Below are 24,608 nucleotides of genomic sequence, written 5' to 3'. Positions count from 1 at the left end.
AAGTCAACTGGAACTTCGAAGTCCATGGCAGAAAACCGAACGTCTTCCCTCCCCTCAGTCTCAGCTAAGTTTCGGTCCGTATCGTCTCCCTTGCGCAACTTCGGCGCTGCTCAGGAGAGGCAACCCGCCCATGAACCCCCTTACAGCCGGATGGCTCAACAAAGTACCCGAGGTGACGCTGTCATTCTGGGTGATCAAGATCCTGTCCACGACGGTGGGTGAAACCGGAGCGGACTTCCTCGCTGTCGATGCCGGCCTCGGCCTGGGCTGGACCAGCCTCGGCATGGCGACATTGCTGGCCATCGCGCTGTTCTTACAGATGCGCAAGACCGCCTGTTCGCCCTGGATCTACTGGCTGACCGTGGTGCTGGTAAGCATCGTCGGGACCCAGCTCACCGACATCCTGACCGACGTTCTCGATGTCAGCTTGTACACCAGCACAGCGGTGTTTTCTGTTCTGCTGGCACTGAATTTCCTGGTCTGGTACCGGATGGAACACAACCTGTCGATCCGCGAGATCGTCACTCCACGCCGGGAATGGTTCTACTGGACGACCGTGCTCTGCACCTTTGCCCTCGGCACGGCGGCCGGTGACCTGGCCACCGAGGCGCTGGGCCTGGGCTTCACCCTCGGCGCCGTGATTTTCGCCGCGCTGCTCGCCGGGACCCTGCTGGCCTGGCGCCTGGGCGCCAATGTGGTACTGGCCTTCTGGATCGCCTACATCCTTACCCGTCCGTTCGGTGCATCTCTGGGCGATTTGCTGACCCAGTCCAAGACCTACGGAGGCCTCGGCATGGGCGCCACCTGGACCAGCGCGATCTTCCTGTGCGTCATCGTCCTGCTGGTTGCTGTCGCGCAGATGAGTGTCGGCAACCGCAATTCCGTCACTGAGTAACCTTTTCAATAGTTCATCAAGGAATCGTCATGCGCCCTTTTCAAAACATCATTCGCCACGTCGCCATTGTCTCGTCGATCTTCCTCCTCAGCATCGCTGCCGGCTGCTCGAAGCCTGCCGACAAGCCTGCTGCGGCTAGCCAATCCGGCGCAATGAGTGCCCAAACCCAGTCCGGTTCGAAACTGGGCGACCTGTCCGAGTTCCGCACCATCGCCGCCGACGTTGCCACGATCGTCGATAAAAACGACCTGCCGGGCGCGAAGGCCCGCATCAAGGACCTGGAGAGCGCCTGGGACTCGGCCGAAGCCGGCATCAAGCCTCGCGCTGCCAGCGACTGGCATGTCGTGGACAAGGCCATCGACCGCGCGCTCGACGCGTTGCGTACCAGCAATCCGCAACTGAACGACTGCAAGGCCCGCATGGACGAGCTGATGAAGGCCTTCGATTCGATGAAAGGCGCGTAATGACCGGGCGGACAAACGCCGGTACAGGTGCTTCAATACAGGCGCGACGGTCATGACCGCCGCGCCTTTCTTCTCGGAGCGGGACATGCGCATATTGCTGGTCGAAGATGACCCGATGATCGGGGACGCCATCCAGAGCGCACTGAGTGATGCGAGCTACGCCACCGACTGGGTGAAAAACGGCCTGACCGCACTCTCGGCGCTGGAAACCCAGCCCTATGACTTGGTGCTGCTGGACCTCGGGCTGCCAGGCAAGGATGGGCTCGATGTGCTCGACAGCATTCGCGGCCGCAACAACCCGGTGCCGCTGCTGATCATCACCGCCCGGGACAGCCTCGACGACCGCCTGCGCGGCCTTGACGGTGGCGCCGACGATTACTTGCTCAAACCCTTCGACATGGCCGAACTGTTGGCCCGCATGCGCGCCGTGCTGCGCCGCAAAGGCGGTAGCGCCCAGTCATTGCTGGACAACGGCGTGGTGGCACTGGACCTGGTGTCGAAACAGGCCAGCACGGCCGATAACCCCGGTGTGCAACTGTCCAGCCGCGAGTTCGCCCTGTTGCAGGCGCTGTTGATCCGCCCGGGGGCGATCCTCTCGCGCAGCGAACTCGAAGACCGCCTCTACGGCTGGGGTAATGAAGTGGAAAGCAACGCCGTGGAGTTTCTGATTCATTCGCTGCGACGCAAGTTGGGCAACCAGGTCATCAAGAACGTCAGGGGTATGGGATGGATGGTTTCAAAAAGCGCTTGAGCGACTCGGTGCAGGTACGGCTGTCGGTCGCACTGTCGCTGGCCATCCTGATCGTTGCGGTGCTGGCCGGGATATTTGCGTTCGTCTCGGCCCTCGACGAAGCCCACGAAATGCAGGACGAAACCCTGCGTCATGTGGCGGTCCTGTTCGATCGACAACGGATGACACTGCACTACCCCGCCGCTGAAAAAATCGCCGGTGACGACGAAGAATCGAGGGTAATCGTGCAATACCTGGCTGACAGCAACAAAGCCGTCGGCAACAACGACGACAGCGTCCTGCCACTGCCCTTCCCCACGACGCTGGCCGATGGTCTGTCGACCTTGAACATCGCGGGCGAAGACTTTCGCGCACTGGTCCGCACCACCGCCCGGGGCGAGCGCATCGTCGTCGCCCAAGAGACGGGGGTTCGCGACAAGGAGGCACGTGAGAGCGCCTGGCGCAGCCTGCTGCCGTTTCTCATTCTGTTTCCGGTGCTGTTGCTGGTGGTGAGCGATCTGGTGCACAAGCTGTTTCGTCCCATCGCCACCCTCTCCGATGACATAGACCGACGCGACAAACAGGCCCTGCACCCGATCGACGAACACCATCTGCCCACCGAGATCCGCCCTTTCGTCGTGGCCATAAATCGCTTGCTGGCACGGGTTGCGCAATCCATGGAAACCCAGCGCCGCTTCATCGCCGACGCTGCCCACGAACTGCGCTCGCCCATGACCGCCCTGTCGCTGCAAGCCGAGCGACTGAAAGCCACGCCCATGCCGACACAAGCCGTCGAACGCCTGCTGCCGTTGTCCCGCGGCATCGAGCGCAGCAGAAAGCTGATTGATCAGTTGCTGGCCCTGGCCGCCGCGCAATCGAATTCAGAGCGGCCGCAGACCACGGTTTCGGTCCTTGCGGTCTATCGGCGGGTGCTGGAGGACCTGTTGCCCTTGGCGGAACGCAAGAGCATCGACATCGGCGTTGAAAGTACCGAAGACGTGCAGGTCGTCATCAACGAAATGGACCTGCTGATCCTGATCAAGAATCTGGCGGACAACGCGATTCGCTACACCCCAAGTGGCGGACGCGTCGACCTGTCGGTGGAGCAGGCGCAGGACACCGTGATCCTTCAGGTCAAGGATTCCGGCCCTGGTATTACGGCCGATGAGCAGATGCGCGTGTTTGACCCGTTCTATCGCAGCGTGGGAACAGAGGAAGCAGGCTCCGGGTTGGGCTTGTCCATCGTCAACGCCATCGCCGAGCGTACGGGGGCTCGGGTGCGCCTGGGTTTCTCGGATGAGACGAACAAGCGCGGGTTATGTGTCTCGATCGAGTTGAAAAGAGGCTCAGGCTAAATCCCTATGTATCACAGTGTGTCAGCGCGACCTCTCGATACACTGACTTTCATCCGGCCGGCGATTCGACACAGGCCGGATACGTTGCCGCGTTTCAATGCAAGCAAGGTTTGAAGGGGCACAGACCGGCCCCCTGACCCATGGCTGGTAATGGAGACATCCCATGAAGAAGGCACTGCACAACAGCAAAACCAGCAAGACTCGCCGCCACCTGGTCGGCCCTTCGATCCTCGCGCTGACACTGTTTGGCGTGCTCGACGCGGCCCACGCGCAAACGGCCGCCACCGCGCAGCCAGCGGCGACCCCTGCCGCGACCACGCAGGCGGCGCCCTTGCCCTTCGGCCCACTCAAGCATATCAACGCCGGACTGCTGGATGTGGCGTACGCCGAAACAGGCCCGGCCAACGGGCCGGTGGTGATCCTGCTGCACGGCTGGCCATACGACATTCACAGCTATGACGAAGTCGCGCCGTTGTTGGCCGCCAAGGGCTATCGGGTGCTGATGCCCTATGCGCGCGGCTATGGCGATACGCGTTTCCTGTCCGTAGAAACCGAGCGCAACGGCCAGCCGGCTGCGCTGGCCAGTGATGTCATCGACTTTATGGATGCCCTGAAGATCAAACAAGCGGTGCTCGGTGGCTATGACTGGGGTGCGCGTTCGGCCGATATTGTCTCGGCGCTGTGGCCGGAGCGGGTCAAGGCACTGGTCTCGGTCAGCGGTTATCTGATCGGCAACCAGGCAGCCGGCAAGAACCCGCTGCCCCCCAAGGCGGAATTGCAGTGGTGGTATCAGTTCTACTTCGCCACTGACCGCGGACGCGCCGGTTACGAGAGAAACACCCATGACTTCGCCAAGCTGATCTGGCAACTGGCTTCGCCGAAATGGGCGTTCGACGACGCTACCTTCGACCGCAGTGCCAAGGCGCTGGACAACCCCGACCATGTCGACATCACCGTGTTCAACTACCGCTGGCGCCTGGGCTTGGTCCAGGGTGAAAGCCGATACGAAGCGCTGGAGCAGAAACTGGCAACGGCGCCGTCCATCAGCGTGCCGACCATTACCCTTGAAGGCGATGCCAACGGCGCACCGCACCCGGCTCCTGAGGACTATGCCAAGCGCTTCACCGGCAAATACCAGTTCCGGCTGATCACCGGCGGCATCGGCCACAACCTGCCGCAGGAAGATCCGCAGGCGTTCGCAAAGGCGGTGATTGATGCCGATCATCTTTGAGGTCCATCTGACGTCCTCGCGCCTGCGCTGAACAGCTGCCGGCACAAAAACGGCTCGTTTCACTCAACGGGCCGTTTTTGTGCGCGCCGTGAAGCTGAAGTGTGTCGTGATCGACGATTATTCACCATGTGCATCAACAACATCGGGATAAAGATGGGCTATCTTGTCAGCAACTCACCTGCATCAGGTGACTGCCAACAAGTAAGGACGCTTCATGAATCGTTTGCCCCGGCGCCATGCCCTCTTCGCCTTGACTTTCGCCAGTACGCTCACAGCCGCAGCCCTGTTGAGTACTCCGGGTTACGCAGCGCAAGCCACTGGCGCCGCTCCGGCCGCCAGCCCTGTCTCGGGCCCTGTTGCCGGCACCAAAGTAACTGAATCGTACGTACGCATGATGGCGCGCGAGGCGTATTTCTGGGGTTGGCCGATGGCCAACATTTTCAATCGTCGCCAGACCTTCAAGGACTTGCCGGAACCCGGCTTGATGGGCGGCATCGTACCCGTGGCCCCGATCAATCGGCTGTCAATGCTCAGCGACTACATCGACCCGGCCGAACGGCTGGTGGCCTGCCCGAACCAGGACGTGGTGTACGGCGCCGGCAGCATCGCCCTGGACATTGAGCCGGTGGTGCTGCAAGTGCCGGACTTCGACGGCCGCTTCTGGGTGTATCAGGTGGTGGACCTGCGTTCCGACAGCTTTGCCGAGATGGGTAAGATGTATAACACCCAACCGGGCTTCTACCTGCTGGTCGGCCCGGACTGGAACGGCAAGGTGCCGCCAGGCATCAAGCGGGTATACCGGGCGCGTACGAACACCGGGTTCGTGATCCCTCGGGTATTCCAGGACGACACCGCCGCCGACCGTCTGGCCGTGCAGCCGGCATTGTCGGGCATCGACATGTACCCGCTGTCGCAGTACGACGGCAATATGAAAAAGCGCAACTGGGCCAGGCTGCCGAAATTCCCGGCCCAGGCTTCTGAAGGCAGCGCCGAAACCAAATGGGTGGTGCCGGAGAAGTTCTTCGACGAACTGCCGGCCCTGCTCAAGGACGCCAAGCCATTGCCGGGCGAAGAAGCCCGCTACGCACAAATGGCTGCCCTCGCGGCCATCGCCAAGGCCGACCCGCAACTGCGCGCCGCGATGATCGACGAGGCGAAAAAGGCCGACAGCGAAGTGATCGACCCGCTGTTGCAGTTCCGCAACTACGGCCTGCAATTGCCCAATCACTGGAGCACCGTCAGCAACGGCGCAGCGTTCGGCACCGACTATTTCACCCGTACCGCCGTCGCGCGCTCGAACATATTCGTCAATCAGCAGAAAGAGACCAAATACTTCTACCAGGACCTGGATGAAAACGGCCTGCGCCTCAACGGTCAGTACGGCTACAGCGTCACGTTCGCCAAAGGCAAGCTGCCACCGGTCAAGGGGTTCTGGTCGCTGACGCTGTACAACGAACAGCACTTCTTCTCGCCGAACGAGCTCAAGCGTTACTCCATCGGCACCAAGAACAAGTCCCTGCAAACCAACCCTGACGGCTCGCTGACCATTTACGTGCAAAGCGAATCACCGGGCAAGGACAAGGAAAGCAACTGGCTGCCCTCGCCCAAAGGCGCCGAATTCTCGCTGTACATCCGCGCCTACTGGCCGCAAGCCGATGCCCTCGACGGCGACTGGACCCCGCCGGCGGTGGTGAAAACCAATTGAACAGGACCTGAAAAAATGAGCGCCCAGGTGGCGCTCATTTCATTTTGGTGGCATGGAAACCCCAAAACCCTGTGGGAGCGAACTTGCTCGCGATGGCGGAGTGTCAGCTGACATCAATGCTGGATGTACCGGCCACATCGCGAGCAAGCTCGCTCCCACTGGGTATACCGGCTCCCTCCGGCATCCGCTCCCGAAGCAAACCTCAGGTCGACGACTGACAGGCGCCCTTTTGCGGTACCAGACGAATATCGACACGACGGTTGGCTTCCCGCCCCGCCTCGGTGTTATCAAAGACAGCACACCGATTCAATATTCCCGACCCGATCTACGTAACCATGACCACCTCACTCACCCTCGTAAGGACAGTGTCATGGCCATTGCAAAGGCAGTACCCGGCAAAACCCTGCTGACCCCGACCGACCACACCCTGATCATGATCGACCACCAGTCGCAGATGTCCTTCGCGACCAAGTCGATCGACGCCGTCACCCTGCGCAACAACGCCGCACTGGTGGCCAAGGCAGCGCGTGGCTTCAAGGTCTCGACCATTCTCACCACCGTCGCCGAGAAGAGTTTTTCCGGACCGATCTTCGACGAAATCAAGGCCGTGTTCCCGGAACACAACGTGATCGACCGCACCAGCATGAACACCTGGGAAGACGAGCGCATTGCCGTGGAAGTCAACGCCATCGGCAAGCAGAAGATTGTCCTGGCCGGTCTGTGGACATCCGTTTGCATCGTTGGCCCGGCGTTGTCGGCGATTGACCAGGGTTTCGAGGTATATGTGATTGCCGACGCCTGCGGCGACGTCAGCACCGAGGCCCATGAAATGGCCATGCAGCGCATGATCCAGATCGGTGCCCGGCCGATGACCTCGCTGCAATACCTGCTGGAACTGCAACGCGACTGGGCCCGTAGCGAGACCTATGACGAAACGGTAAAAACCTCGATTGCCAACGGCGGTGCCTACGGTCTGGGCCTGATCTACGCCAAGACCATGTTTGGTGCGTCCGAAGGCCATTAAGGTCCGTTGAAAAACCGGCGACTGCGTTCCCGGCGCAGTCGCTGCCCCGGTGGTGACCCATTGATGATCCTTTCCCCGCAAGACTACAGGGCGGCCATTGCCCTGTGCTTCTGCCTATTGACTACCCACGCACTGGCCGAAGAATCGGCGAAAGACTCCGTAGGATTTTTCGAGGGTGCGAGCCTCGGCGTGCTCAGCCGGAACTTCTATCTGAACAGCGACTATCGATCGCCCTCGCCGGCCGGCAAGAGCTACAAGGCTGAATGGGCCCAAGGTTTTATCAGTGCTTTTGAATCCGGCTTTACACCGGGCACGGTCGGCTTCGGCCTCGATGCCCATGCTTTTTTGGGATTGAAGCTCGATGGCGGTAAGGGCCATTCCGGAACCGGATTGCTGCCGGTGGGCAGTGACGGTCGTAGCGAAAGCAACTACTCCAGCGGTGGCGGCGCGATCAAGCTCAAGGCATCGAACACCACCTTGGCATTTGGCGAAATGGAGGTCGAATCCCCGGTGTTCGACACCGCGGACAAGCGCCTGCAGCCGGAGTACGCCACAGGTTTTCTGCTCAACAGCCGCGAAATCGATGGCATGAACCTGCAGGCCGGGCACTTCACGGCGTTCAAGAATCAGGACAGTGCTTCAGGCAAGGGCAACTTTTTCGGTTATGGCGCCAATACCGAGGCCGGCGGCATTTCGTTTGTCGGCGCCGATCTGTTTACCCAAAGCCCGGTTGGCGGCGCCCTGTATGCATCGGATCTGACTGACACCTGGCATCAGTACTACGGCAACCTGCACTTCAAGCAGTCCGAAGTGTTCCTCGACGCCAACCTCTATCACACCCGGGACACCGGCCAGGCACTGGCCGGCGCCATCGACAACACGGCGTACAGCCTGTCCGGTAGATACACGCTCGGCGCTCACAGCTTTACCCTGGCGTACCAGAAAGTCGACGGTGATACGCCGTTCGATTTCGTCGGTGGCGATTCAATCTACCTGGCCAACTCGATCAAGTACGCCGACTTCAACGGAGCCCGCGAACGCTCCTGGCAGGTTCGTTACGACCTGGACCTGACTGCACTCGGGATACCCGGCCTGAAGTTCATGACCCGCTACGTCACTGGCGACCAGATCGACGGCACCCATGCGCCACAAGGCGGCGCCTATAACCCGTTCGACCCGGCGACCGGCACCTTCGCGCCGCAACAAGGTGATGGCGGCAAGCATTGGGAGCGAGACATTGATTTGAAGTACATCGTCCAGACGGGTGCGGCGAAGGACCTGTCGGTGCAGGTGTCGCACGTTTCGCACCGGGCCAATGAGGCGCAGGCGGGTGATGACATAGACCGGATATATGTAGTGATTCAGTACCCGCTGGGGTTCTGAGAAAAGTATTCGGCAATGTTTGGAATGCATTCAATTGTTGGAGCGGACTTGCCGCAAAGCTGCAATTTCTGTTGGGATTGGATGGATCGCAATAGAGGCTCGATTGCTCGATACGGCACCAAGAGTATGATAGTTTGCACGCAGTCGACCATCTCCGTGGAGGCCCAATCATGGGAACCGTACGAAAAACCATCACTGTGACTGACCAGCAGGACAACTGGATCAAAGCGCAGATAGAAGCGGGCCATTACACCAACGACAGCGAATATATTCGCGATCTGATCCGTCGTGAACAGGAGCGCAGCGCTGAACTCGAAACGATCCGTGCCGCCCTTCGGGAAGGTGAATCCAGCGGAAAACCTCGCCCGTTCGATCCGGCTGCATTCAAACAGAGAATGTTAACCGCGCATGGCTGAGTATCGTCTAACGCCTGCCGCAGAGGGTGACCTTGAGGCAATCTGGAGTTATACCGCTCGCCAGTGGGGCCTGGATCAGGCCAATCGCTATATTGACATCCTTACCTCAGCATTTGCGCAATTGGCCGAGCGCCCGAAAAAGGCGCCGGCCTGCGACACTATCCGTCCTGGTTATCGGCGCTGCAGTGTGGAGCGGCACATGATCTATTTTCGAATCACTGCGTACGGAATTGCGATCATCAGGGTCCTTCATGATCGGATGGAAGCGCAGCGCAATCTCTGACGATCCATTTCGCAATCCCGTGTAAAAACTGGACGAATGTATTGCTTCGAGCAACTGCCATCGCGAGCAGGCTCGCTCCCACAGGGGATTGGGTTGAGTCAGAAGGTTTGGGGATGATTGGCGGAAGGCAGCCGGAGTCGAACCTGCCCGGGAACGGATGCCGTCCCCAACCGGGTTTGAAGCCCGGCCGCGCCACCGGGCGCGATTGCCTTCCTTGAAGTCATGCCTTTGAATCAGTGCTCTGTGCGCTGGGCCAACGCACTGTCCAGGCGTATCTGCCGACGATCACCAAAACGCCGGGTCAGGCCGATACGGTCGAAGTACTCCAGGATCTGGATGCTGCGCTTGCGACCCAGACCCACCGCATCACGAAACGCGGCCACCTGAATCACCGGATTGACGTTTGCCAGTTGCAACAGCATAGCCGCCAATCGTCGAATCATGCTGTCGGTGTAAAACAGATCGCGCACCACTTGATGGAGCAGCCCCAGCCGGGCCATTTTGAGCAGCAATGCGCGGACGGTTGGCTCATCATGCCCCAAGTCGCGCACCCAGGGCGGATCGAATCCGGCTTGTTCGAACAACGGCTGTAAGCGTTGCCACAAGGCCTCATCTTCTTCACTCAAGCGCACCTGATGTTCGGGCAGGTGCAACCACGGTCCACTGCTGACCATAACGCCGCTGACCAGCAGTTCATCGAGCAGGCTGATAAACGTCGAGCGTTCCAGAGTGCTACCGGCAAATCGGCGCAGGCGATCCCGGTCCGGCCCCATCTGATCCGGTTCTTGCTGATGAAAACGTGCGAGGTGCTCCAGTACTGCTGCCTTCAAGGCTTCCCAACGGCTGGCACTGAACAGCAACGCGCCTTGGCGGGTGTCGATCAGGCGCACGTCAGCGGGCAACAGCCAACTGCTGCGCGGTCGGTTGAACTGCCGCTCCAGGCGCTGCGGATCAAGCCCTGTGTCGCTATGGGCCAGCAATGCCGGCAAAACATCTTCCAGCCCGGCACTGCTCGCCAGCGCACCCAGTTGAGCCAGACGTTCGGGGCTTCGGCGTTGCCGGGTGGGTGCAAACGGATCGAGCACCCGGCCACCACCCAGCGTACGTTGGGCACTCTGGTCGCGCAGGATCAGCGGGTCGCCTTTCACCGCATGCACCGCTGTGTTGAGCAGCAGTTGCGCAAACATCCGTTCTCCGGGTACCAGGCTGGTACCTTCCAGCAAGGCGACTCGCCCGGTGACGTCCTGGGTGCCGAGGTGCACGTGCACCGGTTGAAAGTGCTCGAAGGCCCGGGGTTCGCCGGCCAGCAACTGCATGTCGATATCCAGGCGCTGGGTGGGCGCATACAGGCCTTCGGCGAGTAACCAGTGGCCGCGATGGATGTGTTCCAGGGCCAGCCGTTCGGCACTCAGATTCAGTGCCACGCGCTGGCCGGAAAAAGCATGGTCGGCGGCCTGGTTTTGCGCGTGCAGGCCGCGAATGCGCACCGGTTTGCCTTGTGGTCCCAACAGCAGGGTATCGCCCACCGCGACCTGGCCGGACAGCGCCGTGCCGGTCACCACGATACCGGCCCCGGCCACGCTGAAGGCCCGATCGATCGCCAGGCGAAAACCACCTTCGGTGCTGCGTTGCTGTACTTCACGCTGGGCTTGCAGCAATTGTTGGCGCAGGGTTTCGATGCCCTCGCCGGTCACGCTCGACAGCACAATCAGCGGTGCATCGGCATAGGGTCCGGGCGCCAGCAAGGTACGGATCTGCTCGCGCACGTCCTGTACTCGGGCGCTGTCGACCCGGTCGCACTTACTGATCGCCACCAATGCCCGGGGGATACCCAGCAACTGGACAATCGCCAGGTGCTCGCGAGTCTGCGGCATCACCCCGTCATCGGCGGCCACCACCAGCAACACCAGATCGATGCCCTGCGCCCCGGCCAGCATGTTGTGGGTGAAGCGCTCATGGCCGGGAACGTCGATGAATCCGGTCAGCGGCGCGTCCGCCTCCAGCGCGGCATACAGGTAGCCGAGGTCGATGGTCATGCCGCGCTCGCGCTCTTCGCGGCGCCGGTCACCCGCCTGACCGGTCAGCGCCTGGAGCAGCGCCGTCTTGCCATGGTCGATGTGCCCTGCGGTGCCGACAATCACCCTGCCCGGCCCTCCACCTGTAATTGATCGAGTTGCGCCAGCCATGCCGGTTCGTCGTCCAGTTGCCGCAGGTCCAGCCACAGGGCGTCGTCGTCGATGCGCCCGAGGACCGCAATCGGCAAGGCGCGAAAGGCTTCTTCCAGCGTCAACAGGGATCGCCCGCGCAAGCGCTTGGACGTCAGCGGGCGCAGACACAGCGCGGCGCTGGCCAGCCGCGCCACCGGTTGGCTGCCACTGCCGATCATGCCCAGCGCCGGCATGGCGCTGACGCTCCAGCCATCACCCAGCACCTGGGCCAGCGCCGGTCGCAAACGCTCGGCCTGGGCGAGAATCTCGGCCTGTGGCCGAGTCAACAAACGCAGGCTTGGCAAACGCTCGGCGAGGCGATCAGGGTTGCGGTACAAACCCAGCACCGCTTCCAGGGCGGCCAGAGTCATTTTGTCGACCCGCAGCGCCCGTTTGAGCGGGTTTTTCTTGATCCTGGCGATCAGATCCTTGCGCCCGACAATCAACCCGGCCTGTGGTCCGCCGAGCAGTTTGTCGCCACTGAAGGTGACGATGTCCGCACCATCCAGCAGGGCCTGGCGCACCGTCGGCTCTGCCGGCAAACCCCAGCGGGTCAAGTCCAGCAGGCTGCCGCTGCCGAGGTCTTCGAGCAGCGGCAAACCGTGCAGGTGGGCCAGTTGCGCCAGTTCGGCGGTCGGCACGCTCGTTGTGAAGCCTTGAATGCTGTAGTTGCTTGCATGCACGCGCATGATCAAGCCGCTGCGCGGACCGATGGCCGCCTCGTAGTCGCGGACATGGGTGCGGTTGGTGGTGCCGACCTCAATCAGCTTCACCCCGGCGCGGGCCATGATGTCGGGAATACGGAAAGCACCGCCGATTTCAATCAGTTCGCCCCGGGAGATAATCCCTTCCTTGCGCGCACCGAGGCTGTTGAGGGTCAAGAGGACGGCTGCGGCATTGTTGTTGACCACGGTCACCGCTTCGGCGCCGGTCAGTTCGCGGATCAAGCCTTCGATCAGGTCGTCGCGATCTCCGCGCTTGCCGCTACGCAGGTCGAATTCGAGGTTGAGCGGATAGCGCGCGGCCATTTGCACCGCCTCGATCGCTTCTTCGGGCAACAGTGCCCGGCCGAGGTTAGTGTGCAAGACCGTGCCGGTGAGGTTGAACACCCGACGCACATGGCTGCGATGCTGGATTGCCAAGCGCTCGCCGACCCTGCCCGCCAGTACCTCAGGGCTGACTTCAACAGCTTCGAGCAAACCCTGCCGTACCCCTTCGCGCAGTTCATCCAGCAATAGCCGCAAGGTGGTCAACAAGGCGTCGCGCCCATAGCGCTCGGCCAACGGCTGGCACGCCGGGTGACGCAACAGACTGTCGATGGAAGGTAGACGCAGGGGTTGGCTGGCACTGCGTGCAGACATCTGGCGCTCCTGAATACGAATGACCCTCGCGCCAGAGTGTAGACGCTGCGGTTACTCGTCTCCCGGCGCCAGCAACAGATTCGGTGCCAGACGCTGATAACCGTCCTGAGTCAGGCGCATGTCGAGCATCAGACTGGACAGGTCGGCCGACAACGCTTCGGCGTCCGCATCGTTCTCCAGATAGAGCAACTTCAGATAGCTGTTGCAACCGGGGCAGATTTCGGCGCGCAACGGCGCCTGGTTGGCGGCATGGCGATCATCTTCAAGGCTGAGGTATTCCAGGCCCTTGCTCTGCTCGCAATACACGCACTTGACCCGCACCACATGCCACTCGCAGGCGCACAGCGAACAGACCAGATAACGCAAACCGTTGTGCTTGCCGCGATGACGGATGACCCCGGCCATGGCCGGCGAGCCACAGGCCGGGCATTGGCTGAGGCTGTCGCCAGCGGTCAGCGCAAGGTTCGGCGTACTCAACAGCCAGTGGCTCCAGGCTGTTTGCAACGCCGCACCGAGGAACGGTACCAGCGCGGCCGGTACCAGCGAATACTGGCCGCTGACCAGCGCCACTGCCCAGGCACGACGTTGTCCGGTACCGGCCAGGCGCAAGCTGTCCACGGCATCGGCCACGACGGATTGCGGCGGTGCGCTATAGCGCTGCAACAAGGCATCGAGGTAAAGCTGCCAATCGTCTTCGCGCGCCAGGCTGTCGGCCGCGAACGGCGGCAAGCCGTGTTGCTGGCACAATTCGATGCGTTGTCGGTCGAGGGGTTCACTTTGCGGCGGGTCGTCCAGCACCTGTTGCTGCACCCGGCACAACCCGGCGATCAGGCGCAGGTAGTCGGCCAGCGGGTGCCCTTTGGCCAGGGTTTCCAGACGCTGGGCGCGCAGGCTGAACAGGTCATGCGGTGGCATGTAAAGAAACGGCGGCGAACTGGCCGCCGCTTCGATTTCTCCAGGTTCGAGGATGGTTGGCAAATGTCAGCCCTTTTTGGTGATCGGTCGCTTGGGTGCTTCGTCGCGGGTCTCATCTTGAGTCACTTGGCGATACCAGAGTTCGTGGTGTTTCCTGGCCCAGCCGCGGCTGACCCAGCCGTGCAACATGGCGCTGACCGAGCCCTTGATCCAGATGCCGGCATAGATGTGCACGATGATGCTCAGGATCAGCACAAAAGCGGCCAACGCATGCAGTAACATCGCCCAGCGTATCGCGGTGATGCCGAAATACTCGCTGAAGTACGCACGCCAGATCACCAGCCCGCTGAACAACAGCACCAGCATGCACAGCAGTAAAGTCCAGAACAGCAACTTCTGCCCGGGGTTGTACTTGCCGATGGGCGGGACGCCCTCCTCTTCATTTTTCATCACCCTATCGATGCGCTTGAGCCACAGGCGGTCATTGGCGATGAAGTAGTTGGCGCGCCAGAAGCGAATGACCAGGCCGAGGAACAGCAGGAACATCAGCACGCCCATGAACGGGTGCAGGATGCGTGTCCATGGCCCGCCGCCGAACAGGTTGCTGAGCCAGAACAGCGCCGGGTGGAACAGCGCCAGCCCGGACAGCCCGGCCATGAGGAACAGAATCGCCACCAGCCAGTGATTGGTGCGCTGGTTGCTGGTGTAGCGCAGGATCGTCTTGTTGCTCATGGCCTGCCCTCCCCACGGGGATCGAAGGTGTGCACCGACGGATCGACTTCATGCACGGCGTTGTCCGGTGGGTCCGGATGTTCATCCTCTTCGACGATTTGCGGGCCGACGCGCACGTAGTGGAAGAACCCTGCCAGCACCGCTGCGCCCATGGCCAGCAGCGCCAGGGGTTTGCTGATGCCTTTCCACAGTCCCACCAACGGGCTGATCGCCGGGTGATCGGGCAAGCCGGCGTACAACCTTGGCGTGTCGGCGTGGTGCAGCACGTACATCACGTGGGTGCCGCCGACGCCTTCGGGGTCGTACAGGCCGGCGTTTTCAAAGCCCCGGCTCTTGAGGTCGACGATGCGCTCGGCCGCGTGTTCTTTCATGTCGTCCTTGGAGCCGAACACGATGGCGCCGGTCGGGCAGGTTTTCACGCAGGCCGGTTCCAGCCCTACCGCCACCCGGTCCGAACACAAGGTGCATTTGTAGGCTTTGTGATCCTTTTGCGAGATCCGTGGAATGTTGAACGGACACCCTGTGATGCAATAGCCGCAACCGATGCAATGATCCTGATCGAAATCGACGATGCCATTGGCGTGCTTGATGATCGCCCCCGGGCTGGGGCATGCCGCCAGACAACCGGGCTCGGCGCAGTGCATGCAGCCGTCCTTGCGAATCAGCCACTCCAGGTTGCCGGCGTCGGTTTCATGCTCGGTGAAGCGCATCAACGTCCAGGTTTCTGCGGTGAGGTCTTGCGGGTTGTCGTAGGTGCCGTGGTTGTGACCGACTTCGTCCCGCAGTTCGTTCCATTCAGAACAGGCGACCTGGCAGGCCTTGCAGCCGATGCATTTGGTGGTGTCGATCAGCTTGGCGACTTCCTCCATGCCGCGCACCGAGGGCGCGGGTGTGGTGGTGGCCGAGCGGGCAATGATGTCTTGGCTGGCCATTTAGACTTTCTCCACGTTGACCAGGAATGACTTGGATTCCGGGGTCTGAGTGTTGCCATCGCCGAGGAACGGCACCAGGGTGTTGGTCAGGTAACCGTGGCGCGTGAGGCCGGTGAAGCCCCAGTGCAACGGAATGCCGATCTGGTGCACCACCTGATTGTTGACCTGCAGCGGACGAATCCGCTTGGTCACCACCGCCACCGCTTCAATGAAGCCACGCTTGCTGCTGACCCGTACCCGGTCGCCAGCGACGATGCCTTTTTCCTTGGCCAGCACTTCGCCGATTTCCACGAACTGCTCCGGCTGGGCAATCGCGTTGAGCTTGCAATGCTTGCTCCAGAAGTGGAAATGCTCGGTCAGCCGGTAACTGGTGGCGGCGTACGGGTAATCCTTGGCCACGCCGAGGGAATCCCACACCGAATCGAAGATCCGCGCCGCCGGGTTGCTGGTGGCTTTCTTGTTTTGCGGGTGCAGCGGGTTGATGCCGATCGGCGTCTCGAACGGCTCGTAGTGTTCGGGGAACGGGCCTTCGTTCATCTTGTCGACGGCGAAGAATCGCGCCACGCCCTCGGGGTTCATGATGAACGGATTCATCCCTGCTTCCGGCGGCACGTCGGCCTTGTAGTCCGGCACATCGGTGCCGCCCCAGGTTTTACCGTTCCACCACACCAGGCGTTTTTTCGGATCCCACGACTTGCCTTGCAGGTCCGCCGAGGCGCGGTTGTAGAGGATCCGCCGGTTGGCCGGCCAGGCCCAGGCCCAGCCTTGATGCTGGTGCATACCGAACGGATCGTTGTTGTCGCGGCGGGCCATCTGGTTGCCCAGTTCGGTCCAGCTGCCGCAGAAAATCCAGCAGCCGGACGCGGTGCTGCCGTCATCCTTGAGTTGGCCAAACCCGGCCAATTGTGAATTGCCCTTGATTGCCGCGCCCGTCGCGTCGGTGAAGTCCGTGGTGGCGTAGCCGTTGATTTCCTTGGCCAGCTCTTCAGGCGAAGGCTCGTCGGGGATTTTGTACGCCCAAGACAATTTGAGCATCGGATCGGGGTATTTGCCGCCATTAGCCTGGTAACGTTGGCGCAGACGCAGGAACAGTTCGCTCATGATCCGTATGTCGGTGCGCGCTTCGCCAGGACCATCCGCGCCCTTCCAGTGCCATTGCAACCAGCGACTGCTGTTGACCAGCGAACCGTCCTCCTCGGCAAAACAGGTGGTGGGCAGGCGAATGACTTCGGTCTGGATGTCGGCGCTGTTCACGTCATTGTACGGCCCGACCTTATGCCAGAACTCCGAGGTCTCGGTGGCCAGCGGATCCATCACCACCAGCCACTTCAACTTCGCCAACGCGAGCATCACCCGGTTTTTGTCCGGCAGCGCCGCGATAGGGTTGAAGCCCTGGCACAGGTAGCCATTGACCTTGCCCTGGCCCATCAGGTCGAACACCTTGAGGATGTCGTATTGGGGAATGTCCAGTTTCGGCAGGTAGTCGTAGGCCCAGTTGTTCTCGGCCGTGGCGTTGGCGCCGTACCAGGCTTTCATCAGGCTGACGTGGAATTTGCCGTAGTTCTGCCAGTAGGACAGTTGCCCCGGGCGTAACGGTTTTTGCGTGCGCTTGACGATGTAGGCGTTGTAGTCCTGCTCGGCATCGCCGGGTAGCGAGAGGTAGCCCGGCAGTGAGTTGGACAATAAGCCCAGGTCGGTCAGCCCCTGGATGTTGGAGTGCCCGCGCAAGGCGTTCACGCCCCCGCCCGGCATGCCGACGTTACCCAGCAGCAGTTGCACCATCGCCGCGCTGCGGATCATCTGCGCGCCAGTCGAGTGCTGGGTCCAGCCCAGGGCATAGAGGATGGTCATGGTCTTGCCCGGCGTCGAGCAAGTGGCGATCTCCTCCCAGATTTTCTGCATGGCATCGACCGGCATGCCGCAGATCTGGCTCGCCAGGTCAATGTTGTAGCGGCTGTAATGCTGCTTCATCAATTGATAGACGCAGCGTGGGTTCTGCAGGGTTGGGTCGACTTTGGCAAAACCGTCTTCACCGAGCTCATAGCCCCAGCCAGATTTATCGGTGTAGAGGCGCTTGGCCGCGTCGTAGCCGCTGAAAATCCCGTCCTCGAAGCCATAGCCGGCTCTGACGATGAACGACACGTCGGTGTAGTTGCGCACGTATTCGTGCTGGATCTTGTCCTCGGTCAGCAGGTAATTGATCAGCCCGCCCATGAAGGCAATGTCGGTGCCGGTACGGATTGGCGCGTAATAGTCGGCCACCGAGGCGGTCCGGGTAAAACGCGGATCGATCACGATCAGCCGCGCCTTGTTGTGCGCCTTGGCTTCGGTCACCCATTTGAAGCCGCACGGGTGCGCTTCTGCTGCGTTGCCGCCCATCACCAGAACCAGATTCGCGTTGGCGATATCAGTCCAGGTGTTGGTCATGGCACCACGGCCGTACGTCGGGGCAAGACTTGCCACCGTCGGGCCGTGTCAGACACGCGCCTGGTTATCAAACCCCAGCATGCCGAGACTGCGCACCACCTTGTGGGTGATGTAGCCGGCTTCGTTGGACGCCGCCGACGCCGCGAGGAACCCGGTGGTCAGCCAGCGGTTCACCGTTTGGCCCTGGGCGTTCTTCTCGATGAAGTTGGCGTCGCGGTCGGCCTTCATCAGGTCGGCGATGCGATCGAGGGCTTCATCCCAGGAGACGCGGGTCCATTCGGTGCTGCCGGGTTTGCGCACCTGCGGGTATTGCAGGCGGCCGGGGCTGTGAATGAAGTCCAGCAGGCCTGCGCCTTTGGGGCAAAGGGTGCCACGGTTTACCGGGTGGTCGGCGTCGCCTTCGATGTGGATGATGTTTTGTGCGACGTTCTTCGCCGTATCGCCCTGGCTGTACATGATCACGCCGCAACCGACCGAGCAATACGGGCAGGTGTTGCGGGTTTCATGGGTGTGGGCGAGCTTGAAGTGACGCACCTGTTCGGCAAAGGCAACCGTCGGGGCCATGCCCAACGCGCCCAGGCTAGAGCCTGCAAGGCCGATACCGGCGACCTTGAAGAACTGACGACGGCTGAGATCCATCGTGCACTCCTGATCAGGTGGAGCCCGGTACATGGCCGGGCTTTTTTGAACAACCACGGTCGGGGCAGTCTGGCTGCCGACACTACAAACTGTAGTCAATGCTGTCGAATTCACCATGACAGCCGACCGTCGGACGATTTCCGGTGGGCGCCCAAGGCACACAACCTGTGGGAGCGAGCTTGCTCGCGAAGAGGCCGACAAATCCGGCATGAGTGTCGACTGACACTACGCTTCGCGAGCAGGCTCGCTCCTACAGGGATTGACGCTTATCATGGCAGCCATGTTTAACCCGGCCTTTATGAGATTTGCGCATGACTTTCGATTTTGATCAGGTGTTCGACCGCCACAACACCGGCAGTACCAAGTGGAGCCGCTACCCGGCCGACGTGTTGCCGATGTGGGTCGCCGACATGGACTTCGCCGCGCCACCGGTGATCATCCAGGCCCTGCAAAAGCGACTGGAACACCCGATGGTCGGCTACAGCGTGGCCCAGGATGACCTGCGCGAGGCGATCGTTGCCGATCTCTGGAACAAGTACGCCTGGCGCGTAGAGCCCCAGGAGTTGATTTTCCTGCCGGGCGTCGAGTCCGGTTTCAACATGGCGTTGAAGGCACTGGTGCAGGCGCCACAGAATGTCGTTGTGCAGGTGCCGAACTACCCGCCGCTGCGCCATGCGCCCGGGCATTGGGGCCTGAACAAGGTCGAGTTGAATTTCGATGCGCAAGCCGACGGCACCTACACCACGCCGCTGGATACCCTGAGCCAGTCGCTGCAAGGTGGTGGCGCACTGCTGCTGAGCAACCCGCACAACCCGCTGGGCAAGGCCTTTCCCCGCGCAGAGCTGCAAGCCATTGCCGATATTTGCCTTGAGCATGATGCCTGGATCATTTCCGACGAGATCCACGCCGAGTTGTGCTTCGACGGTCGCCAGCACATTCCGATGGCGACCCTGAGCCCGCAAGTCGCCCAGCGCACCATCACGCTGATGTCGGCAAGCAAGGCCTACAACATTGCCGGCCTGAAGACCTCGTTCATGATCATCCAGGACCGCCATCTGCGCGAGAAGGTCAACCACGCCCGTTGCGGCATGGTCGACAGCGTCAATCCGCTGGGCATGGAAGCCACCCGGATCGCCTACAGCGAAGCCGCGCCATGGCTGGCCGAGCTGAAGGTCTACCTGCAAGGCAATCGCGACTTCCTGGCCGAGGCCGTGCGCACCCGCCTGCCGGGCGTCACCATGAACCTGCCGCAAAGCACCTACCTGGCGTGGCTCGATTGCACGGCACTGGGGCTGGACGACCCGCAGCAGTTCTTCATTGAGCAGGCCAAGGTCGGTTTGAGCGCCGGCCTGGACTTCGGCGATGACTGCAAGCAGTTCGTACGCCTGAACTTCGGCTGCCCACGGTCGCTGCTGGAAGAAGGCATTGCGCGGATGGAGCGCAGCTTGCGCCATCTCAAGGCCTGACCCGCCCTCAGCAATAACGAAGATCCCTGTGGGAGCGAGCTTGCTCGCTCCCACAGGGCGCCCGATGCTGTGATGCTACGAACAATTGCCTGCCATGGCCCACCAACGCGGCAGCAACTGCCTGACCTTGCTCTCGCCAAAACGGTCGTCGATCAACATCACCACCCCTTGATCCTGTTGCGTACGGATCACCCGTCCAGCGGCCTGTACCACTTTCTGCACACCGGGATAAAGGTAGGTGTAGTCATAACCGGCACCGAAAATCGCGGCCATGCGCCGTTTCAGTTGCTCGTTCACCGGATTGAGCTGCGCCAGCCCCAACGTGGCGATAAACGCGCCGATCAATCGGGCGCCGGGCAAATCGATGCCTTCACCAAAGACCCCACCCAGCACCGCAAAGCCGACACCCTGGCCGTCGGCGTGAAACTGATCGAGAAACTGCTGACGCTGCGCCTCGCCCATGCCACGGGACTGCGACCACAGGTTGATGTGCGGATGTTTTTCGGCCAGCAACTGCGCCACCTGCTGCAAATATTCGAAACTGCTGAAAAACGCCAGGTAATTGCCGGGGCGCTCGCAGAACTGTCTGGCGATCAAGTCCACGATCGGTTCCAGAGACGCCTGGCGATGTACGAACCGCGTGGAGATCTGGTCAACGATGTGCACTTGCAGTTGATCGGCGTGAAACGGTGACTCAACGTCGATGCACACCGTGTCCGCCGGTGTCCCCAGTAAATCGGCGTAATAGTGCCGGGGGCTGAGAGTCGCGGAAAACAGCACCGTGCTACGCGCGGCGGTCAGGCGCGGGCGGATGAACCCGGCGGGGACCACATTGCGCAGGCACAGTTGCGAGAGATTGCGCTGGCGCTCGAGGTCGCGCTTGCTGATGTCGAACAGGAACTGCTCATCGAACAGTTCGGCGACCCGGCAAAAGTGCAGCATGTCGAAGTAGAACCCCTGCAGTGCGCTATCCAGGCCTTGTGGGTGATCGTTGAGGTAGTCACCGATGCTGGCGCTGCACGATGACAGTGCCTGAAGCAGCTTTTCCGGTGCCTTGTCATAGGCCTGATAGGCGCCGGTTTGCGCGTTATGCAGGGCATTCCACTCGCGGTTGACCCGCTGCATCGGTTTTTTCAGCACTTCGGGCGCGGTTTTGCGCACGCCATTGAAGGTCGCCTGATCGAGGCTGGCGCTGTACATCTGCCGGCCGCGTTCCACCAGGTTGTGGGCTTCGTCGACCAGCACCGCGACCTTCCAGTTGTTGGCCTGGGCCAGGCCGAACAGCAACGCGCTGAAATCGAAGTAATAGTTGTAGTCGGCAACCACCACGTCGGCCCAACGCGCCATCTCCTGGCTCAGGTAATACGGGCAGACGTCGTGGTCCAGGGCAACCTCGCGCAAGGCGCTCTGGTTCAACAGGCTCAGTTGGCTGGCCGCCTGCCGTGCGGCGGGCAGGCGATCGTAGAACCCCCGAGCCAGTGGGCAGGACTCGCCGTGGCAGGCTTTGTCCGGATGTTCACAGGCCTTGTCCCGGGCGATCATCTCCAGCACCCGCAACGGCGGCGCATCGGCGCTGGTTAGAATCACTTGCGCGGCGTCCAGGGCCAGTTGCCGTCCCGGTGTTTTCGCCGTGAGGAAGAACACTTTGTCCAGTTGCTGCGGCGCCAGGGCCTTGAGCATGGGGAACAAGGTGCCCAGGGTCTTGCCGATGCCCGTGGGCGCCTGGGCCATCAGGCAGCGCCCCGTGCTGATGGCCTTGAACACCGACTCGGCCAGATGGCGTTGCCCCGGTCGAAAACCGGCATGGGGAAAGGCCAGGCCCTGCGCCGCCCGATTGCGCCCTTCTCGATGGGCGACTTCCTGCTCGGCCCATTGCAGGAACAGCGCGCAATGCCGCTCGAAGAATTGTTGCAGCTCGATGGCGTCGAAAGGTTCGACCAGGCAGGTTTCCTTTTCGCTGACGATGTCGAAATACACCAGAGCCAAGTTGATCCGTGCCAGTTCCAGTTTGCGGCACATCAACCAGCCGTAGATTTTCACCTGGGCCCAATGCAACTGGCGGTGGTTGGCCGGTTGTTTGCCCAAGTCGCCGCGGTAGGTCTTGACCTCTTCCAGACAGTTTTTCTCGGGGTCATAGCCATCCGCCCTGCCCTTGACCGTCAAGGTCTGATAATGGCCCTCGAGGGCGACTTCGCTTTGGTAGCCCTCGCTGCGCCGCGAGGCCACCGTACGGTGGCCGACGATACCTTCCAGCGCGGTCGGTGACGGTGTGAAGCGCAGGTCGAGGTCGCCGACCTTGGCGGTGAACTCGCACAGCGCCCGCACCGCAATGCTGTAGCTCAATCGTCCTGCTCCGCCCATTGCACGTAGCACACGGCGATGGGCATCTGGTGTTCGTGGCAGAACTCCAGCCAGCGCAACTGGTTGTCCTGCAGGCGATCGCCCGGGCCTTTGACTTCGATCATGCGGTAGGTCTTTTGCTGCGGCCAGAACTGGATCAGGTCCGGCATGCCGGCGCGATTGGCCTTGATGTCCAGCAAGAGGCGGTTGAACCAGTGCTTGAGGTGTTCGGCCGGAAGGCAATCGAGGGCTTGCTCCAGCAACTCTTCGCTGAGCACGCTCCAGAACACGAACGGCGACTGCACGCCCCACTTGGCGGCATAACGTTCGCGGATGGTCTGCCGGTAGCGCCCGTCGTCGAGTTCGGCCAGGCACGCCTGAAACAGTTCGGCCCGGCGGACCTGGAAGTCTTCGCTGAGCAGATCTACCGGCCCGCGCTGGAACGGGTGAAAAAACGCCCCCGGCAACGGCGCGAAAATCGCTGGCCAACACAGCAGGCCAAACAGTGAATTGACCAGGCTGTTTTCCACGTAGTGCACCGGCGCCGAATCCTGTGCCAGATGCGCCTGAACGTAGAACTCCACCGATAACGCCGGGTCAGTCCTGGGCAATTGCAGGTCCAGGCGCTGCATTTCCCGAGGCGCAGCCCGCTTGATGGGCGGCCCGCCGAGCTTGCGCCGCAGGCGTGGCAGCACGCGGAGCAACTGCTGGTGTTCGGCGGCGCTTTCCGGCGCCTGCTCGGCCTTCTCGGCCAGGTCCATGGCCTGTTCAAACTGACCGCTGCGTTCCAGCACGCGAATCAGTCGCGCCCGCGCGCCGGGATAAGCGCATTCGCGGTACAGGTTCAGGGCCATGGAGAAATCCGCGATGCGCTCGCAGTACTGGGCCATCTGGAACAGCAGCTTGCCGCGCCGGCGTTGCAACCACGGATTATCCAGCGCCAGTCCCTTGATCCGCTCCGCCACCTCTTCCAGCGTTTCACCGGCCTCGAATTGTTGCTGGTACGCGTGCAAGAGGACGCAGGCATCCACGTCTTCGCGGCTGCGCAAACCGCGGGACTCGGCGCAGAATTCGACTTTTTCGTAGGTGTAGATACCGAGGTCAGCCAACACGAACTCCGACCAGTCCTGATACAGGTTGCCGAAAAACATCAGGCGCAGGCGATCGCACAATTGCATGATGGTCAGGCTGAACAGGCGCTCGTCCAGGGCCGGGCACCAGTCGTTGAAGCTTTGTACCTGGGGAAACTGCTCGCACAGCGCCGGCAGCCAATCGGCTTTCTTGCCTTTGGGGTGATCGATTGCCGGGCCAAAGGCCTGGAGGATTTCACCCTTGAGCAGCACCTCGAACAGAGCGTCGACTGTCAACGGTATTCGCTCATCGACCCAGCCAAGCGCTAACAGCGGCCCGACGGCGCTGCCGGTATCGCCGATTTCCTCGTAATGCAGTTTGCTCGCCCTGAAATGAACGCCCTTGCGCATGACCATTCTGACCAGCAGTGCCTGCGATTCACGGGGCAACCGCTTAAACTCATTAATGAAACGCAGCTCGTCGACGCTCAGCACATCGGCAAAGCGCTGATCAAGCCAATCAAGCACTTGCATGAAGTTGTTCAAGTAATAGAACGGATCGTCGAGGGGATTTGCGGTCACTGGAAAAAGGGCCATGGCGATGGATACTGGTTATGCATACAGATACCAGTTCCACGCCGCGTGGCGCAATCGGAAAAGGATAAATGGCGGCGCTGTACAGAATTTTCCCAAGGCAGTAGAACTTTCCGCCCCCTGGCGGCACCAACCGCCATACAGGTGCAGTGACAGCCTCGGGCTGATGGCGCTGCCTTAACCTACGGGAGGTGATCATGGACATCAAGACATTGGGCCTGCCCCTGGCTGTAGCGGCCTTGCTGGCGCTGGCCGGTTGCTCGACGCCAACGGTGGTGACGCTGCAGAACGGCACTCAATACCTGACCAAGGACATGCCGAAGACCAAAACCAAGGACGGGTTCTTTGAGTTTGAGGATATTTCCGGTGTGATGGTGAAAGTCAGGGCCGATGAAGTAGCGACGATTCGCGAAGAAGACTGACGTTTCTCCTGGCACGA

At 61.4% G+C, this 24,608-nt stretch carries 20 protein-coding genes and 1 tRNA gene; 12 read left to right on the top strand and 9 right to left on the bottom strand.

Annotated elements, in window-relative coordinates:
• The first annotated feature begins 130 nt into the window (after positions 1 to 130).
• The 10 genes from KGB07_RS00830 (at position 131) to KGB07_RS00785 (ending at position 9,486) form a co-directional block, all read left to right on the top strand.
• Entirely contained in the window at positions 131 to 895 is a 765-nt protein-coding gene (locus KGB07_RS00830; protein WP_223464163.1) for a hypothetical protein, read from the top strand.
• 29 nt (positions 896 to 924) lie between these two features.
• Positions 925 to 1,359 (top strand): hypothetical protein, encoded by a 435-nt coding sequence (locus tag KGB07_RS00825; protein WP_046043342.1) that lies wholly within the window; start codon positions 925 to 927, stop codon positions 1,357 to 1,359.
• Positions 1,360 to 1,444: 85 nt separating this feature from the next.
• Positions 1,445 to 2,110 (top strand): response regulator transcription factor, encoded by a 666-nt coding sequence (locus KGB07_RS00820; protein WP_223464181.1) that lies wholly within the window; start codon positions 1,445 to 1,447, stop codon positions 2,108 to 2,110.
• On the top strand, positions 2,086 to 3,444 hold the full coding sequence (locus KGB07_RS00815) for an ATP-binding protein (RefSeq protein WP_223464162.1): 1,359 nt from the start codon (positions 2,086 to 2,088) through the stop codon (positions 3,442 to 3,444). The genes KGB07_RS00820 and KGB07_RS00815 overlap by 25 nt, the downstream gene beginning before the upstream one ends.
• A gap of 163 nt (positions 3,445 to 3,607) precedes the next feature.
• Positions 3,608 to 4,675, top strand: a complete 1,068-nt coding sequence (locus tag KGB07_RS00810; protein ID WP_223464160.1) for an alpha/beta fold hydrolase — start codon at positions 3,608 to 3,610, stop codon at positions 4,673 to 4,675.
• 214 nt (positions 4,676 to 4,889) lie between these two features.
• A complete protein-coding gene (locus KGB07_RS00805; protein WP_223464159.1) occupies positions 4,890 to 6,380 on the top strand; it encodes a DUF1254 domain-containing protein in 1,491 nt (496 codons plus the stop codon).
• A gap of 370 nt (positions 6,381 to 6,750) precedes the next feature.
• Positions 6,751 to 7,404, top strand: coding sequence for a hydrolase (locus KGB07_RS00800; protein ID WP_046043338.1), 654 nt, complete (start codon positions 6,751 to 6,753; stop codon positions 7,402 to 7,404).
• 63 nt (positions 7,405 to 7,467) lie between these two features.
• Positions 7,468 to 8,787: an OprD family porin gene (locus KGB07_RS00795; protein WP_223464158.1), complete on the top strand. Its 1,320-nt coding sequence runs from the start codon at positions 7,468 to 7,470 to the stop codon at positions 8,785 to 8,787.
• A gap of 170 nt (positions 8,788 to 8,957) precedes the next feature.
• Positions 8,958 to 9,203, top strand: coding sequence for a type II toxin-antitoxin system ParD family antitoxin (locus KGB07_RS00790; protein WP_046043337.1), 246 nt, complete (start codon positions 8,958 to 8,960; stop codon positions 9,201 to 9,203).
• Positions 9,196 to 9,486, top strand: a complete 291-nt coding sequence (locus tag KGB07_RS00785; RefSeq protein WP_008015847.1) for a type II toxin-antitoxin system RelE/ParE family toxin — start codon at positions 9,196 to 9,198, stop codon at positions 9,484 to 9,486. The genes KGB07_RS00790 and KGB07_RS00785 overlap by 8 nt, the downstream gene beginning before the upstream one ends.
• A gap of 118 nt (positions 9,487 to 9,604) precedes the next feature.
• Here KGB07_RS00785 and KGB07_RS00780 read toward each other — a convergent pair.
• The 7 genes from KGB07_RS00780 to fdnG all read right to left on the bottom strand — a co-directional run bounded on the left by KGB07_RS00780 (position 9,605) and on the right by fdnG (position 18,699).
• Positions 9,605 to 9,700: transfer RNA gene (locus KGB07_RS00780), tRNA-Sec, on the bottom strand.
• Positions 9,701 to 9,719: 19 nt separating this feature from the next.
• A complete protein-coding gene (gene selB / locus KGB07_RS00775; protein ID WP_223464180.1) occupies positions 9,720 to 11,627 on the bottom strand; it encodes a selenocysteine-specific translation elongation factor in 1,908 nt (635 codons plus the stop codon).
• Entirely contained in the window at positions 11,624 to 13,054 is a 1,431-nt protein-coding gene (selA, locus tag KGB07_RS00770) for an L-seryl-tRNA(Sec) selenium transferase (RefSeq protein WP_223464156.1), read from the bottom strand. The genes selB and selA overlap by 4 nt, the downstream gene beginning before the upstream one ends.
• A gap of 51 nt (positions 13,055 to 13,105) precedes the next feature.
• Positions 13,106 to 14,032 (bottom strand): formate dehydrogenase accessory protein FdhE, encoded by a 927-nt coding sequence (fdhE, locus tag KGB07_RS00765; RefSeq protein WP_223464154.1) that lies wholly within the window; start codon positions 14,030 to 14,032, stop codon positions 13,106 to 13,108.
• 3 nt (positions 14,033 to 14,035) lie between these two features.
• A complete protein-coding gene (locus KGB07_RS00760; RefSeq protein ID WP_223464152.1) occupies positions 14,036 to 14,701 on the bottom strand; it encodes a formate dehydrogenase subunit gamma in 666 nt (221 codons plus the stop codon).
• On the bottom strand, positions 14,698 to 15,633 hold the full coding sequence (gene fdxH / locus KGB07_RS00755) for a formate dehydrogenase subunit beta (RefSeq protein ID WP_046043332.1): 936 nt from the start codon (positions 15,631 to 15,633) through the stop codon (positions 14,698 to 14,700). Before fdxH ends, KGB07_RS00760 begins: the two co-directional genes overlap by 4 nt.
• A complete protein-coding gene (gene fdnG, locus KGB07_RS00750) occupies positions 15,634 to 18,699 on the bottom strand; it encodes a formate dehydrogenase-N subunit alpha (protein WP_223464150.1) in 3,066 nt (1,021 codons plus the stop codon). It abuts the gene before it with no gap.
• A gap of 311 nt (positions 18,700 to 19,010) precedes the next feature.
• Between fdnG and KGB07_RS00745 the strand changes: the two genes are divergently transcribed.
• Entirely contained in the window at positions 19,011 to 20,165 is a 1,155-nt protein-coding gene (locus KGB07_RS00745) for a MalY/PatB family protein (protein ID WP_046043327.1), read from the top strand.
• Positions 20,166 to 20,240: 75 nt separating this feature from the next.
• Here the strand turns inward: KGB07_RS00745 and KGB07_RS00740 are convergent, their stop codons facing one another.
• Together KGB07_RS00740 and KGB07_RS00735 are read right to left on the bottom strand one after the other, a co-directional pair.
• Positions 20,241 to 22,508 (bottom strand): ATP-dependent DNA helicase, encoded by a 2,268-nt coding sequence (locus KGB07_RS00740; protein WP_223464148.1) that lies wholly within the window; start codon positions 22,506 to 22,508, stop codon positions 20,241 to 20,243.
• Positions 22,505 to 24,172: a VRR-NUC domain-containing protein gene (locus KGB07_RS00735; protein ID WP_046043324.1), complete on the bottom strand. Its 1,668-nt coding sequence runs from the start codon at positions 24,170 to 24,172 to the stop codon at positions 22,505 to 22,507. The genes KGB07_RS00740 and KGB07_RS00735 overlap by 4 nt, the downstream gene beginning before the upstream one ends.
• A 194-nt stretch (positions 24,173 to 24,366) precedes the next feature.
• Here KGB07_RS00735 and KGB07_RS00730 point away from each other — a divergent pair, with 194 nt between their 5' ends.
• Positions 24,367 to 24,591 (top strand): YgdI/YgdR family lipoprotein, encoded by a 225-nt coding sequence (locus KGB07_RS00730; RefSeq protein ID WP_223464147.1) that lies wholly within the window; start codon positions 24,367 to 24,369, stop codon positions 24,589 to 24,591.
• Positions 24,592 to 24,608: the final 17 nt, after the last annotated feature.

This window comes from Pseudomonas sp. GL-RE-26 (assembly GCF_019956275.1).
In the GTDB taxonomy this organism is placed as follows: domain Bacteria; phylum Pseudomonadota; class Gammaproteobacteria; order Pseudomonadales; family Pseudomonadaceae; genus Aquipseudomonas; species Aquipseudomonas grandcourensis.
The sequence above is the reverse complement of the archived record's forward strand: the minus strand, read 5'-3'. Positions and strand labels throughout refer to the sequence as shown.

Bases quoted from the DNA above. Each gene is read 5' to 3' on its own strand.
- KGB07_RS00805 (WP_223464159.1), top strand. From the start codon at position 4,890: ATGAATCGTTTGCCCCGGCGCCATGCCCTCTTCGCCTTGACTTTCGCC.
- KGB07_RS00790 (WP_046043337.1), top strand. From the start codon at position 8,958: ATGGGAACCGTACGAAAAACCATCACTGTGACTGACCAGCAGGACAAC.
- selA (WP_223464156.1), bottom strand. From the start codon at position 13,054: ATGTCTGCACGCAGTGCCAGCCAACCCCTGCGTCTACCTTCCATCGAC.
- KGB07_RS00735 (WP_046043324.1), bottom strand. From the start codon at position 24,172: ATGGCCCTTTTTCCAGTGACCGCAAATCCCCTCGACGATCCGTTCTAT.
- KGB07_RS00825 (WP_046043342.1), top strand. From the start codon at position 925: ATGCGCCCTTTTCAAAACATCATTCGCCACGTCGCCATTGTCTCGTCG.
- KGB07_RS00785 (WP_008015847.1), top strand. From the start codon at position 9,196: ATGGCTGAGTATCGTCTAACGCCTGCCGCAGAGGGTGACCTTGAGGCA.
- KGB07_RS00800 (WP_046043338.1), top strand. From the start codon at position 6,751: ATGGCCATTGCAAAGGCAGTACCCGGCAAAACCCTGCTGACCCCGACC.
- KGB07_RS00830 (WP_223464163.1), top strand. From the start codon at position 131: ATGAACCCCCTTACAGCCGGATGGCTCAACAAAGTACCCGAGGTGACG.
- fdxH (WP_046043332.1), bottom strand. From the start codon at position 15,633: ATGGCCAGCCAAGACATCATTGCCCGCTCGGCCACCACCACACCCGCG.
- KGB07_RS00815 (WP_223464162.1), top strand. From the start codon at position 2,086: ATGGATGGTTTCAAAAAGCGCTTGAGCGACTCGGTGCAGGTACGGCTG.
- KGB07_RS00795 (WP_223464158.1), top strand. From the start codon at position 7,468: ATGATCCTTTCCCCGCAAGACTACAGGGCGGCCATTGCCCTGTGCTTC.
- KGB07_RS00760 (WP_223464152.1), bottom strand. From the start codon at position 14,701: ATGAGCAACAAGACGATCCTGCGCTACACCAGCAACCAGCGCACCAAT.
- KGB07_RS00745 (WP_046043327.1), top strand. From the start codon at position 19,011: ATGACTTTCGATTTTGATCAGGTGTTCGACCGCCACAACACCGGCAGT.
- KGB07_RS00810 (WP_223464160.1), top strand. From the start codon at position 3,608: ATGAAGAAGGCACTGCACAACAGCAAAACCAGCAAGACTCGCCGCCAC.
- KGB07_RS00820 (WP_223464181.1), top strand. From the start codon at position 1,445: ATGCGCATATTGCTGGTCGAAGATGACCCGATGATCGGGGACGCCATC.
- KGB07_RS00730 (WP_223464147.1), top strand. From the start codon at position 24,367: ATGGACATCAAGACATTGGGCCTGCCCCTGGCTGTAGCGGCCTTGCTG.